The organism is Pseudomonas sp. SK, assembly GCF_012975065.1.
Classification (GTDB): domain Bacteria; phylum Pseudomonadota; class Gammaproteobacteria; order Pseudomonadales; family Pseudomonadaceae; genus Aquipseudomonas; species Aquipseudomonas anuradhapurensis.
The window spans coordinates 2,093,520-2,106,251 of sequence record NZ_CP051857.1 but is presented as its reverse complement, the minus strand read 5'-3'; the positions used below and the strand labels follow the sequence as shown (position 1 = coordinate 2,106,251).

8 protein-coding genes are annotated in these 12,732 nt (G+C 64.3%); 6 read left to right on the top strand and 2 right to left on the bottom strand.

Annotation, left to right across the window (positions count from 1 at the left end; translation table 11 throughout):
* Nucleotides 1–116: 116 nt before the first annotated feature.
* Entirely contained in the window at nt 117–2,417 is a 2,301-nt protein-coding gene (locus tag HG549_RS09640; protein WP_170034120.1) for a fatty acid cis/trans isomerase, read from the bottom strand.
* Between the two features lie 178 nt (nt 2,418–2,595).
* On the opposite strand from HG549_RS09640, the gene metH reads away from it, so the two are divergent.
* The gene (metH, locus tag HG549_RS09635) at nt 2,596–6,303 is read left to right on the top strand and encodes a methionine synthase (RefSeq protein WP_170029271.1); all 3,708 of its coding nucleotides are present in this window, start codon (nt 2,596–2,598) and stop codon (nt 6,301–6,303) included.
* Between the two features lie 161 nt (nt 6,304–6,464).
* Entirely contained in the window at nt 6,465–6,680 is a 216-nt protein-coding gene (locus tag HG549_RS09630) for a DUF2970 domain-containing protein (protein WP_170029270.1), read from the top strand.
* 287 nt (nt 6,681–6,967) lie between these two features.
* Here HG549_RS09630 and HG549_RS09625 read toward each other — a convergent pair whose 3' ends face one another.
* Nucleotides 6,968–8,044, bottom strand: coding sequence for an ABC transporter substrate-binding protein (locus tag HG549_RS09625; protein ID WP_170029269.1), 1,077 nt, complete (start codon nt 8,042–8,044; stop codon nt 6,968–6,970).
* 210 nt (nt 8,045–8,254) lie between these two features.
* Here HG549_RS09625 and HG549_RS09620 point away from each other — a divergent pair, with 210 nt between their 5' ends.
* The 4 genes from HG549_RS09620 to HG549_RS09605 all read left to right on the top strand — a co-directional run bounded on the left by HG549_RS09620 (nt 8,255) and on the right by HG549_RS09605 (nt 12,620).
* The gene (locus HG549_RS09620) at nt 8,255–9,907 is read left to right on the top strand and encodes a nitrite/sulfite reductase (protein ID WP_170029268.1); all 1,653 of its coding nucleotides are present in this window, start codon (nt 8,255–8,257) and stop codon (nt 9,905–9,907) included.
* A complete protein-coding gene (locus HG549_RS09615) occupies nt 9,891–10,385 on the top strand; it encodes a DUF934 domain-containing protein (protein ID WP_170029267.1) in 495 nt (164 codons plus the stop codon). The genes HG549_RS09620 and HG549_RS09615 overlap by 17 nt, the downstream gene beginning before the upstream one ends.
* Nucleotides 10,386–10,623: 238 nt before the next feature.
* Nucleotides 10,624–11,427, top strand: a complete 804-nt coding sequence (gene dkgB / locus HG549_RS09610) for a 2,5-didehydrogluconate reductase DkgB (RefSeq protein ID WP_170029266.1) — start codon at nt 10,624–10,626, stop codon at nt 11,425–11,427.
* Nucleotides 11,428–11,432: 5 nt separating this feature from the next.
* Complete coding sequence (locus HG549_RS09605; RefSeq protein WP_256666099.1) at nt 11,433–12,620, top strand: MFS transporter; 1,188 nt, start codon at nt 11,433–11,435, stop codon at nt 12,618–12,620.
* The last annotated feature ends 112 nt before the right edge of the window (nt 12,621–12,732 follow it).

Genomic DNA, 12,732 nt, shown 5'->3' with positions numbered 1-12,732 from the left:
CTCAGGCATGTGTAGCACCGGTGGCAGTTGGCTTGCCGGCGACAGGGCTGCACAGCAGGCCCCGGACCACCCAGCATTTCCGACCGCAGGGTATGCGGAAAGGTCAGCTCGCCCGATCAGAGGTTCTCGTAGCGGTTCATGTCCAGCACGCCCGCCTCGACCGGCTCGGTTTCCTTGATGAAGCTGTTCAGGTCATGGAAGTAGCGCCAGAACTCGGGGTGGCTGCGGCGCACACCCCAGCGCATGACGATACGCTCGAAGCGCGCGGCATCATCCTTGGCGTATTCCATGTCCTCGACGAACTCCGGCACATCGCCGGCCGGGATGTTGAAGATGAAGTTCGGGTAGCTGCTGAGCACGCCCGGGTACAGGGTCAGGGTATCCAGCCCTGGCTGGTAGCGGTATGCCTCTCCCAGCAGGAAAGCCACGTTGCTGTGCGCGCGGTTGCGCAGCAGGCTGTACACCTGACGCTGGCCACCCGCCCCTTCGATGCGCAGCATGGTCGCCTCGGGCAGCTGGTTGATCGCCTTCAGCCCAGCAGCCGGGCGCGACACCAGGCGGCTGAGCGACTGCTCGACATCACGGAACTCTGCGCTCATCTGCGGCCGCGAGCAGTACGCGCCCTGGCAGCGGTTGATCGGGTCGGGCGCGGCATTCAGGCTGCCGGTGCGCTGCAGCAGTTTCAGGCCGAAGTCACGCTTGGGGTCGCGCGGGTCGAGCTTGATGCCGCTTGGGGTGTCGGTGTCGATGTCCTCGTAGTCCATCCACATCTTCACCTTGCCACTGGTCTGGTACCAATCGCCGAGGATCGCCTTGCGCTGGTCGGCCGGCATCAGGCGCAGGAAGTTGACTTCGGCACCGTTACGGATCAGGTCGAAGTACAGGCGCGTCTGCAACTGGTGCGAAACATTGCCGAACACGTCGAAGTTGACCGCCAACTGGTAATAGGTACGCTCGAACAGTGGGTAGTCGAACAGCCACACGGTCAGCGGTACATCGCCGACCAGGCCCTTGGTCACCGAGGCGCTGTCGAAGTGGCGGAAGATACTCAGCAGCGCATTGTCGTTGCCGGCCCACAACGTCGCCCAGCCCGGCGCCGGCATGTCGGCATAGGCTTCGCGGCGCAGCTTCTCGTACTCGTTGCGCTTGTCGCGGTAGGCGTGCCACAGGCTCAGCACACTGCCCACGTCATCGATCTGCCCAGGCATGGCCAGTAGCGGCGTGGCCTCGCCCCGGTACTGGGCATCGGTGATGTAGCGGTCATGGGCCGGCTCCTGGAACAACGCCCAGAAGTTGTCGCGGATCACATCGGTGGCGATCTGGCCACGGCATACCGGGCCGCGGATGAAGGTCCGCACGAAATACTCGGCGTTATCCAGCATGAACTGGTAGCGCGCCACTGCCGGGATCGCCTCGAAGGTTTCGAACGGGTTGGCCCGGTGGCGCGGCCCGTAGCCTGGCAGCGCGGTGGCATGCCAGTCGCCGGCGTAGAACAGTTGCTTGACCCGCTTGAGCTTCTGCGGCCCCATCGGGTAGGTGATGTGGGTCTTGTGCACGATTACGCCCTGCACCGGGATCAGGCGGTAATAGAAGTCGGTGCCCGGCGGGTCGTTGGGGCGGCGCGTGGCGATCAGGTCGACCGGCTGCCCGCTCGGCGTGCGCGAGCGCACCCACTGGAAGAAGTGGCCCTGCTCGCCGCCGGCGAAGTAGATATGGGCCAGGAACAGGTGCTCGTAGAGCCAACGGCCGACCAGCGCCTCGGTGGAACCGGGGCGGTTGAGCAGCTCTTCCCATTCGGCGATCTGCGTGGCTTCGATCGCGCTTGGCCTAATTGGCTGGTACTCGACCGGCGCACCGGCGGCCAGCCAGCGGCGCAGGGTGTCGTACTCCTTGTCGGTCAGCCCGGTTACCGCCAGGGGCATGCCCTCCCTGGGGTGGGCGCCGGCATAGGCGTCGAACTCGTGGGGCAAGGGGCACATGTTCTCGCGGTTCAGGCCCAGGACGATGTCCTCGGGCAGCTTGGCATTGGGCGTAAGCGGGGTCTTGTGGCCCAGTTCGAGCATGCGCGCCATCAGCGCGGCCTGGCTGCCCTGGCTGTCGAGCACCGAGTAGAAACCCTTCTTGCGCCACTCGCCCTCGCTGTGGGCATCGTAGAACAGCCGCGTGGTGGGCACCGCCTTGCTGCGGTCGCCCTGGTACACCGGGACCTTGCTCGCCCCGCGCACCGCGCCTTCGGGGCTTTCCAGCTTGAGCTGGCAGGCGGCATCGTTGCAGGCGTGGCAGGCCACGCATTTCTCGGTGAAGATCGGTTGAATATCCCGGGTATAGGAGATAGCCGGGCTCGATTGGGGGGCTTGCCCGAACGCCACGCTGCTGATCAACAGCGCGCAAGCGGCGGCAAGGATACGATGCACCATGTGCGGAAAGTCCTGGGTGTAGAAAGCCATCACGTTTTGCCTGGTCGTCCTTGGATGCACCGCTTGCAGACGCCCGCCAACATGAGCAGTTTTCATGCAAATGGGCGACATGCCTAAAAACCGCGCAGCTTTGTTATGATTCGGCACCTTCTGAAATTTGCCCGACCAGGTAGTTCCTATGTCCGACCGTAGCGCTCGTCTCCAAGCACTCCAGAACGCACTCCAGCAGCGCATCCTGATCCTCGACGGCGGCATGGGTACTATGATCCAAAGCTACCGGCTCGAGGAACACGACTATCGTGGCACGCGCTTCGCCGATTGGCCAAGCGATGTCAAAGGCAACAACGACCTGCTGCTGCTCAGCCGCCCCGATGTGATTGCGGCCATCGAGAAGGCCTACCTGGATGCCGGGGCCGATATCCTCGAAACCAACACCTTCAACGCCACGCAGATTTCCCAGGCCGATTACGGCATGGAGGCGCTGGTCTACGAACTGAACGTCGAGGGCGCGCGCATCGCCCGCCAGGTGGCCGACGCCAAGACCCTGGAAACCCCGGACAAGCCGCGCTTCGTCGCCGGGGTGCTCGGCCCGACCAGCCGCACCTGCTCGATTTCCCCGGACGTCAACGACCCTGGCTACCGCAACGTCACCTTCGACGAACTGGTCGCCAACTACATCGAGGCCACCCGCGGCCTGATCGAGGGTGGCGCCGACCTGCTGCTGATCGAGACCATCTTCGACACCCTCAACGCCAAGGCAGCGATCTTCGCCGTGCAGCAGGTGTTCGAAGAAGACGGCATCGAACTGCCGATCATGATTTCCGGCACCATCACCGACGCCTCCGGCCGCACGCTGTCGGGGCAGACCACCGAGGCGTTCTGGAACTCGGTTCGCCATGCCAAGCCGATTTCCGTGGGCCTGAACTGCGCGCTCGGCGCCAAGGACCTGCGCCCGTACCTGGAAGAGCTGGCGACCAAGGCCGACACCCACGTCTCGGCCCACCCCAATGCCGGCCTGCCGAACGCCTTCGGCGAGTACGACGAGACCCCGGCAGAAATGGCCGCCGTGGTCGAGGAATTCGCCGCCAGCGGCTTCCTCAATATCATCGGCGGTTGCTGCGGCACCACCCCGGGGCACATCCAGGCCATCGCCGAGGCGGTGGCCAAGTACCCGCCGCGCAAGATTCCGCAAATCGCCAAGGCCTGCCGCCTGTCGGGCCTGGAACCGTTCACCATCGACCGCCAGTCGCTGTTCGTCAACGTCGGCGAGCGCACCAACATCACCGGCTCCGCCAAGTTTGCCCGGCTGATCCGTGAGGAGAACTACACCGAAGCCCTGGAAGTCGCCCTGCAGCAGGTCGAGGCCGGCGCCCAGGTGATCGACATCAACATGGACGAAGGGATGCTCGATTCCCAGGCCGCCATGGTCCGCTTCCTCAACCTGATCGCTGGCGAGCCGGATATCTCGCGCGTGCCGATCATGATCGACTCGTCCAAGTGGGAAGTGATCGAAGCCGGCCTGAAGTGCATCCAGGGCAAGGGCATCGTCAACTCGATTTCCATGAAGGAAGGCGTCGAGCAGTTCAAGCACCATGCCCGCCTGTGCAAGCGCTATGGCGCCGCCGTGGTGGTGATGGCGTTCGACGAGGTCGGCCAGGCCGACACCGCCGCACGCAAGAAGGAAATCTGCCAGCGCAGCTATGACATCCTGGTCAACGAAGTGGGCTTCCCGCCGGAAGACATCATCTTCGACCCGAACATCTTCGCCGTGGCCACCGGTATCGAGGAGCACAACAACTACGCCGTCGATTTCATCGAGGCCTGTGCCTACATCCGCGACCACCTGCCGTACGCACTGAGTTCGGGCGGCGTGTCCAACGTGTCGTTCTCGTTCCGTGGCAACAACCCGGTGCGCGAAGCGATCCACTCGGTGTTCCTGTACCACGCGATCCAGAACGGCCTGACCATGGGTATCGTCAACGCCGGCCAGCTGGAGATCTACGACGAGATCCCTGCCGAGCTGCGGGAAAAGGTCGAGGACGTCGTGCTCAACCGCACCGCGCATGGCACCGACGCACTGCTGGCCATCGCCGATGACTACAAGGGCGGCGGCGCCACCCGTGAAGTGGAAAACGAAGAGTGGCGCTCGCTGCCGGTGGAAAAACGCCTGGAGCACGCGCTGGTGAAGGGCATCACGGCGTTCATCGTCGAAGACACCGAAGAATGCCGCCAGCAGTGCGCGCGCCCCATCGAAGTGATCGAAGGCCCGCTGATGAGCGGCATGAACGTGGTCGGCGACCTGTTCGGTGCGGGCAAGATGTTCCTGCCGCAGGTGGTCAAGTCGGCTCGCGTGATGAAGCAGGCGGTAGCCCACCTGATTCCGTTCATCGAAGCCGAGAAAGGCGACAAGCCGGAAGCCAAGGGCAAGATCCTGATGGCCACGGTAAAAGGCGACGTGCACGACATCGGCAAGAACATCGTCGGCGTGGTGCTGGGCTGCAACGGCTACGACATCGTCGACCTGGGCGTGATGGTGCCGGCCGAGAAGATCCTGCAAACCGCCCGCGACGAGAAGTGCGACATCATCGGCCTGTCCGGCCTGATCACGCCGTCACTCGACGAGATGGTCCACGTCGCCCGCGAGATGCAGCGCCAGGGCTTCAACCTGCCGTTGATGATCGGTGGCGCCACCACCTCCAAGGCGCACACCGCCGTCAAGATCGAACCCAAGTACAGCAACGACGCCGTGGTCTATGTCACCGACGCCTCGCGTGCCGTGGGCGTGGCCACCCAGTTGCTGTCCAAGGAGCTGAAAGCGGGCTTCGTCGAGAAGACCCGCGAGGAATACGAGCAAGTGCGCGAGCGCACGGCCAACCGCAGTGCCCGCACCGAACGCCTGAGCTACGCCCAGGCCATTGCAGCCAAGCCGCAGTACGACTGGGCCAGCTACCAACCGGCAGTGCCCTCCTTCACCGGCGTCAAGGTGCTGGAGAACATCGACCTGCGCACCCTGGCCGAATACATCGACTGGACGCCGTTCTTCATTTCCTGGGACCTGGCCGGCAAGTTCCCGCGCATCCTCACCGACGAGGTGGTGGGCGAGGCTGCCACGGCGCTGTACCAGGATGCGCGCGAGATGCTCGACAAGCTGATCGACGAAAAGCTCATCAGCGCCCGCGCGGTATTCGGCTTCTGGCCGGCCAACCAGGTGGCCGATGACGATATCGAGGTGTACGGCGACAATGGCCAGGCCCTGGCCACCCTGCATCACCTGCGCCAGCAGACCATCAAGCCGGACGGCAAGCCCAACTGGTCGCTGGCCGACTTCGTCGCGCCGAAGGCCAGCGGCATCACCGATTATGTCGGTGGTTTCATCACCACCGCCGGCATCGGTGCCGAGGAAGTGGCCAAGGCCTATCAGGACAAGGGTGACGACTACAGCTCGATCATGGTCAAGGCCCTGGCTGACCGCCTGGCCGAAGCCTGCGCCGAATGGCTGCACGAGCAGGTGCGCAAGCAACACTGGGGCTATGCCCGCGACGAGCACCTCGACAACGAGGCGCTGATCAAGGAGCAGTACCGCGGCATTCGCCCGGCGCCAGGCTACCCGGCCTGCCCGGACCACACCGAGAAGGAAACCCTGTTCCGCCTGCTCGATGGCACCGCCATCGGCGAGACCGGGCCGAGCGGCGTGTTCCTTACCGATCACTTCGCGATGTTCCCGGCGGCGGCGGTCAGTGGCTGGTACTTTGCCCATCCGCAGGCGCAGTACTTTGCCGTGGGCAAGGTCGACCGGGACCAGATCGAGAACTACAGCGCGCGCAAGGGCCAGGACGTCAGCGTGAGCGAGCGCTGGTTGGCGCCCAACCTCGGCTACGACAGCTAAGGCCTTTGGGCCGCCTTGCGGCCCATCGCGCGACACAAGGCCGCGCCTACAGGAAATTTGCAATCCTTGTAGAAGCGGCCTTGTGTCGCGATGGGCTGCGCAGCAGCCCCAATAGCTACCTACACTGTCCCTGATTGCCTCTGATTTCCCCAGGAGCCACCATGGACGATTCCAGCCAGGGCAAACCCCCAACTTTCTGGCAGATGCTGCACAGCATCCTCGCCGCCGCCTTCGGCGTACAAAGCGGCAAGAACCGCGCCCGCGACTTCACCCACGGCAAGGCCAGCCATTTCATTGTGCTGGGGACGCTGTTCACCCTGGTGTTCGTCGCCGTATTGATCGGCCTGGTGCAACTGGCCCTGCACCTGGCCCGCTAGCCGCTGGCGGTCTTTCGCCGGCACGATAAAGCGCCTGCGGGATTCCCTCCCGCAGGCGCCTGGCTGCATCACGGTCTTGAAGACAAGTCTACTGGTGGCTGACCCAATACACGGCGGTGACCACCACCAGCACGATCAGGCAGAGGATCGCCCAGGCATCGACGCTACTGTCAGCTTTGCGGACCTTGGTTGAGTTTCCCATTGCATTGCCTCTTGTAGTGGTTATGGGAATGCACTTCACCCCCAGCAGTTAAGACGAGCAATGCCCTTCGCTCAAGCAGGGTCTTTCAATAATTGATCGGTGAGGTCAGAAACGGGTACTGGTAACTGGCCGGCCGCCCTTCGGCACTGTAATGCTGGAAATCGACGCCATAGTCGGCGCGTTCCAGCAGTTCCAGCCAGCGCTTGGCCTTGGCCTGGTCGATCACCTGCAACACCGGCACGCGGTGCTCGCGCAGGCCGTCGCGGTTCACCGCCAGCCCCAGGGCATCATCATGCAGCATCACCATGGCCCAGCCGCCGAGGCTGAAATGCCCGCCCAGCAGGACGCTCAGGCGCCCGTCGATACGCGCGCGCAGCGCCTCGGGCGAGCCGTTCACAGTACCGAACAGCACGTCATGCCCCGGCCGGTGCCCTGCCTCTTCGAATGCCTGCATGGCGCCGAACGCCATCTCGTCATTGGCCGACCACACCAGGCGAGTGTCCGGATAGCGTTCCAGCAGTTGCTGCGCCTGTTCGTAGGCGCGCTGACGGTTCCAGCCACCGTATACCACCTGGCGCAGGCGCACCTGAGGGTAGTCGGCCAAGGCACGGCGCATGCCCTCGACGCGCAGTTGCGAGGCCGGGGTGGTCTTGACCCCGGCAAAGGCCAGCAGGTCCACCGGCCCACTGTCGCGGGGCAGTTGCGCAACCATCTGGTGCAACATCTGGAAGCCTGCCTCCTCGTCGTTGCTGACCAAGGTGCCCAGGGGCTCGGCATACTTGTCGGGCTGGGCCTCGATGCTCAGCGCCTGGCTGGCGGTCAGGCCGTTGTTGACCAGGAACAGCTTGACCCCGGTGCCACGCGACAGGCGCATGATTTCCGGGGCCACATACTGCTCGTTGACCAGCACCAGGTAATCCGGCCGCTGCGGCCCGTTCAGGATCGCCCTGGCATGGCTCAGCGCCAGGTCGGCGCGGCGCTCGCTGTATTCCACGCGCAGGGTCATGCCCAGCTCGTCCGCCGCCGCTTCCATGAAACGGGTATAGGTGGTCCAGAACGTCTCGGTAGACAACCCTGGGTTGAGGAAGACCACCGAAGCCGGTTGCGCGCTTGCCGCCAGCGGCAGGATCAGACACAAGCTTTGGCACAACGCCTTGAGCATGGGGAATCCCTGCAAAACAAACCAGGGATTATAAACGCCGCGGCGCAGCCAGCGCACAAATGGCAGTCAGTCTCACATAGTTCGTTTGGTTCTTTTCATATGCAAAAACATCACTTTAGCGCATAAACGCAACCTGCTATCGTTCCCCGGCTCCGAACCGGAGTGCGCGGCCGTGCGCGCGAATAGCTGCATGCCTGAGACAGGACTTTTATGTACGTATACGACGAGTACGATCAGCGGATCATCGAGGACCGCGTCAAGCAGTTCCGTGATCAGACCCGCCGCTACCTGGCCGGGGAACTGAGCGAAGAAGAATTCCGCCCTCTGCGCCTGCAGAACGGCCTTTACATCCAACGTTTCGCACCGATGCTGCGTGTCGCCGTGCCGTACGGCCAGTTGAACGCCCGCCAGGTCCGCACCCTGGCCAAGATCGCCCGCGACTACGACAAGGGCTACGCCCACATCTCCACCCGCCAGAACGTGCAGTTCAACTGGCCGGCGCTGGAAGACGTCCCGGACATCCTCGCCGAGCTGGCCACCGTGCAGATGCACGCGATCCAGACCAGCGGCAACTGCCTGCGCAACACCACCACCGACCAGTTCGCCGGTGTCGCAGCAGACGAAATCATCGACCCGCGCCCGTGGTGCGAAATCGTCCGCCAGTGGACCACCTTCCACCCGGAATTCGCCTACCTGCCGCGCAAGTTCAAGATTGCCATCAACGGCTCGCAGGAAGACCGCGCCGCCATCGAAGTGCATGACATCGGCCTGGAGCCGGTGCGCAATGCCGCTGGCGAACTGGGCTTCCGCGTGCTGGTCGGCGGCGGCCTGGGCCGTACGCCGGTAGTCGGCTCGTTCATCAACGAGTTCCTGCCCTGGCAGGACCTGATCAGCTACCTCGATGCCATCCTGCGCGTGTACAACCGTTACGGCCGCCGTGACAACAAGTACAAGGCGCGGATCAAGATCCTGGTCAAGGCCCTTACCCCGGAAGTGTTCGCCGAGAAGGTCGAGGCCGAGATGGTCCACCTGCGCGGCGGCAGCAGCACCCTGACCGAAGCCGAAGTGCAGCGCGTTTCGCGCCACTTCGTCGACCCGGACTACCTGGCCCTCGACAACGTCGACTACAGCGCCCTGGACGCCGAATACCCAGGCTTTGCCCGCTGGCGTTCGCGCAATACCCGCGCCCACAAGCGTCCCGGCTACGTGGCCGTGACCCTGTCGCTGAAGCCCACCGGCGTCGCCCCGGGCGACCTGACCGACAAGCAGCTGGATGCCGTGGCCGACCTGGCCGAGCGCTACAGCTTCGGCTTCCTGCGCACCTCCCACGAGCAGAACATCATTCTCGCCGACGTCGAGCAGCGCCAGCTGCATGCGCTGTGGCTGGAGCTGCGCGAAGCCGGCTTCGCCACCCCGAACATCGGCCTGCTGACCGACATCATCTGCTGCCCGGGTGGTGACTACTGCTCGCTGGCCAACGCCAAGTCGATCCCGATCGCCGAATCCATCCAGCGCCGCTTCGACGACCTGGACTACCTGTTCGACATCGGCGAGATCGACCTGAACATTTCCGGCTGCATGAACGCCTGCGGCCACCACCACGTGGGCCACATCGGCATTCTCGGCGTGGACAAGAAGGGCGAGGAATTCTACCAGGTGTCGCTCGGCGGCAATGCCGCGCGTGGCGCGAGCCTGGGCAAGATCCTCGGCCCGTCCTTCGCCCAGGACGACATGGCCGATGTGATCGAGAAGCTGATCGCCGTGTACGTCGAGCAACGTACCGAGGAAGAGCGTTTCATCGACACCTACCAGCGTATCGGCATCGACCCCTTCAAGGAACGCGTCTATGCAGCGAATCATTAAGAACAACCAGATCGTCGACGAAACCTGGCACCTGCTGCCCAAGGAGACCTCGTTCGACGAGCTGACCAACTGCGACGACTACATCGTCCCGCTGCAGATGTGGCGCGACCATGCCCATGCCCTGAAGGCCCGCGACGGCGGCCTGGGTGTGTGGCTGGACAGCGACGAAGAAGCGGAAGAAATCGGCGACGACGTGCAACACTTCCAGGTCATCGCCCTGAACTTCCCGGCCTTCACCGACGGGCGCAACTACTCCAATGCGCGCCTGCTGCGTGACCGCTATGGCTACAAGGGCGAGCTGCGTGCCATTGGTGACGTGCTGCGCGACCAGCTGTTCTTCATGGCCCGCTGCGGCTTCGATGCGTTCGCCATCCGTGCCGACAAGGACCCGGAAGACGCGCTGCAAAGCCTGAAGGACTTCTCGGTGACCTACCAGGCCGCCACCGACGAGCCGCTGCCGCTGTTCCGCCGCCGCTGATCGCCCCCTCGCAAGACCTTGCGGCCCGCCTTCATGGCGGGCCGTTTGGTTTTCCGTGCCGGCATTCCCCTGGTCACAGTCACGGCACAACAACCTATTCTTGCCTCCTGGTCAAATGACCTTGGCCGCGCGCCACCTTAATCAATTCAGCTCAAACCCGCACACTGCTCCCCACACGAATAGCGATCGAACCGAGCGCAGCTCGGTCCGGCCCCACCCTACTCACCAGGAACAGAACATGAGCATTCCATCCTTCGGCCTCGGCACCTTCCGTCTCACCGGCCAGGCCGTCATCGATTCGGTCAAGGCAGCCCTGGAACTGGGCTACCGGGCCATCGACACGGCACAGATCTACGACAACGAAGCGGCTGTCGGCCAGGCCATCGCCGAAAGCGGTGTGCCGCGCAGCGAGCTGTTCATCACCACCAAGATCTGGGTAGCCAACTACGCCGCCGACAAGCTGATCCCCAGCCTGCGCGAAAGCCTGCAGAAACTGCGTACCGACCATGTCGACCTGCTGCTGATCCACTGGCCAGCCCCGGGTAACGGCGTTGAACTGCCCGAGTACATGGCCGCCCTGGCCGAAGCCAAGGCGCTGGGCCTGACCCGCCAGATCGGTGTGTCCAACTTCAACATCGAACTGACTCGCCAAGCCATCGAAGTGGTCGGCAAAGGCGAGATCGCCACCAACCAGATCGAGCTCAGCCCGTATCTGCAGAACCACAAGCTGGTTGCCTTCCTCAAGGACCAGGGCGTCACCGTCACCTCGTACATGACGCTGGCCTACGGCAAGGCCCTGAAAGACCCGGTACTGGCCGACATCGGTGCCAAGCACAAGGCCACGGTGGCCCAGGTTGCCCTGGCGTGGGCCCTGCAGCAGGGCTACGCGGTGATCCCGTCGTCGACCAAGCGCGAGAACCTGGCCAGCAACCTGCTCGCCCAGAGCCTGCGCCTGGACGCCGAAGACATGGCCCGGATTGCCGGGCTGGAACGCAATGGCCGCGAAGTCAGCCCCGACGGCCTGGCCCCAGCCTGGGATTGATCGCCATGACTTCTCAAGCAATGCAAAGCGGCCGGGTACTCTTCGCCCTGGCCATCGGAGCCTTCGGCATCGGCACCACCGAGTTCACCCCGATGGGCCTGCTGCCGGTGATCGCCGAGGGCGTCGATGTGAGCATTCCCAGTGCCGGCATGCTGATCACCGCCTATGCCATCGGCGTGATGGTCGGCGCCCCGGTAATGACGTTACTGTTCAGCCGTTTCGGCAAGCGCGCAGCGCTGATGGCGCTGATGGCCATCTTCACCCTGGGCAACCTGCTGTCGTCGCTGGCACCGGACTACTACACCCTGCTCGCCTCGCGGCTGGTCACCAGCCTCAACCACGGCGCGTTCTTCGGCCTTGGCGCAGTGGTAGCGGCCAGCGTGGTACCCAAGGAAAAACAGGCCAGTGCCGTGGCAACCATGTTCATGGGCCTGACCATCGCCAATATCGGCGGCGTGCCGGCGGCCACCTGGGTCGGCCAGCAGGTCGGCTGGCGCATGGCCTTTGCCGGCACCGCCGCGCTGGGCCTGCTGGCCATGGCCGCGCTGTGGTTCGCCCTGCCCAAGGGTGAGCGCGGCAGCGTGCCGCATGTGCGCAAGGAGCTGGCCGTGATCGCCCGCCCCAGCGTGTTGCTGGCGATGGCTACCACCGTGCTCGGCGCCGGCGCCATGTTCACCTTGTACACCTATGTCGCGCCGGTGCTGGCCGAACTGACCGGCGCCTCGGACAGCTTCGTCACCCTCGGCCTGGTGCTGATCGGCGTCGGCTTCACCCTGGGCAACAGCCTGGGCGGTCGCCTGGCCGACTGGTCGCTGGATGGCGCAGCGCGGATCTTCCTCGCGGCGCTGGCGGCCATCATGCTGCTGATGCCGCTGGTACTGGGCAGCCATATCGGCGCCGCCCTGGCCTTGCTGGTGTGGGGCATGTTCACCTTTGCCGTGGTGCCACCACTGCAGATGCGGGTGATGATCGCGGCCATCGAGGCGCCAGGGCTGGCCTCGTCGATCAACGTCGGTGCGTTCAACCTGGGTAACGCCCTGGGCGCTGCGCTGGGGGGTGCGGTGATCAGCCTGGACCTGGGCTATGCGGCGGTGCCGATGGCCGGTGGTGTACTCGCGGCAGCCGGGCTGCTGCTGGTTTGGCTGGGTGGGCGCAGCAAGGTCGTGGGCGAAACCGCTGCCGACGCGGGCTGATCGCGGCACTTGCAGAAGCGGCCTTGTATCGCGACGGGCCTGCGTAGCAGCCCCAGCAATTCCCGTTTTGATCAGGGAATCCGGGGGCCGCTTTGCGGCGCATCGCGACGCA

Excerpts from the sequence above, each read along its gene's own strand:
- HG549_RS09640 (WP_170034120.1), bottom strand. The coding sequence starts at position 2,417 with ATGGTGCATCGTATCCTTGCCGCCGCTTGCGCGCTGTTGATCAGCAGC.
- metH (WP_170029271.1), top strand. The coding sequence starts at position 2,596 with ATGTCCGACCGTAGCGCTCGTCTCCAAGCACTCCAGAACGCACTCCAG.
- HG549_RS09630 (WP_170029270.1), top strand. The coding sequence starts at position 6,465 with ATGGACGATTCCAGCCAGGGCAAACCCCCAACTTTCTGGCAGATGCTG.
- HG549_RS09625 (WP_170029269.1), bottom strand. The coding sequence starts at position 8,044 with ATGCTCAAGGCGTTGTGCCAAAGCTTGTGTCTGATCCTGCCGCTGGCG.
- HG549_RS09620 (WP_170029268.1), top strand. The coding sequence starts at position 8,255 with ATGTACGTATACGACGAGTACGATCAGCGGATCATCGAGGACCGCGTC.
- HG549_RS09615 (WP_170029267.1), top strand. The coding sequence starts at position 9,891 with ATGCAGCGAATCATTAAGAACAACCAGATCGTCGACGAAACCTGGCAC.
- dkgB (WP_170029266.1), top strand. The coding sequence starts at position 10,624 with ATGAGCATTCCATCCTTCGGCCTCGGCACCTTCCGTCTCACCGGCCAG.
- HG549_RS09605 (WP_256666099.1), top strand. The coding sequence starts at position 11,433 with ATGACTTCTCAAGCAATGCAAAGCGGCCGGGTACTCTTCGCCCTGGCC.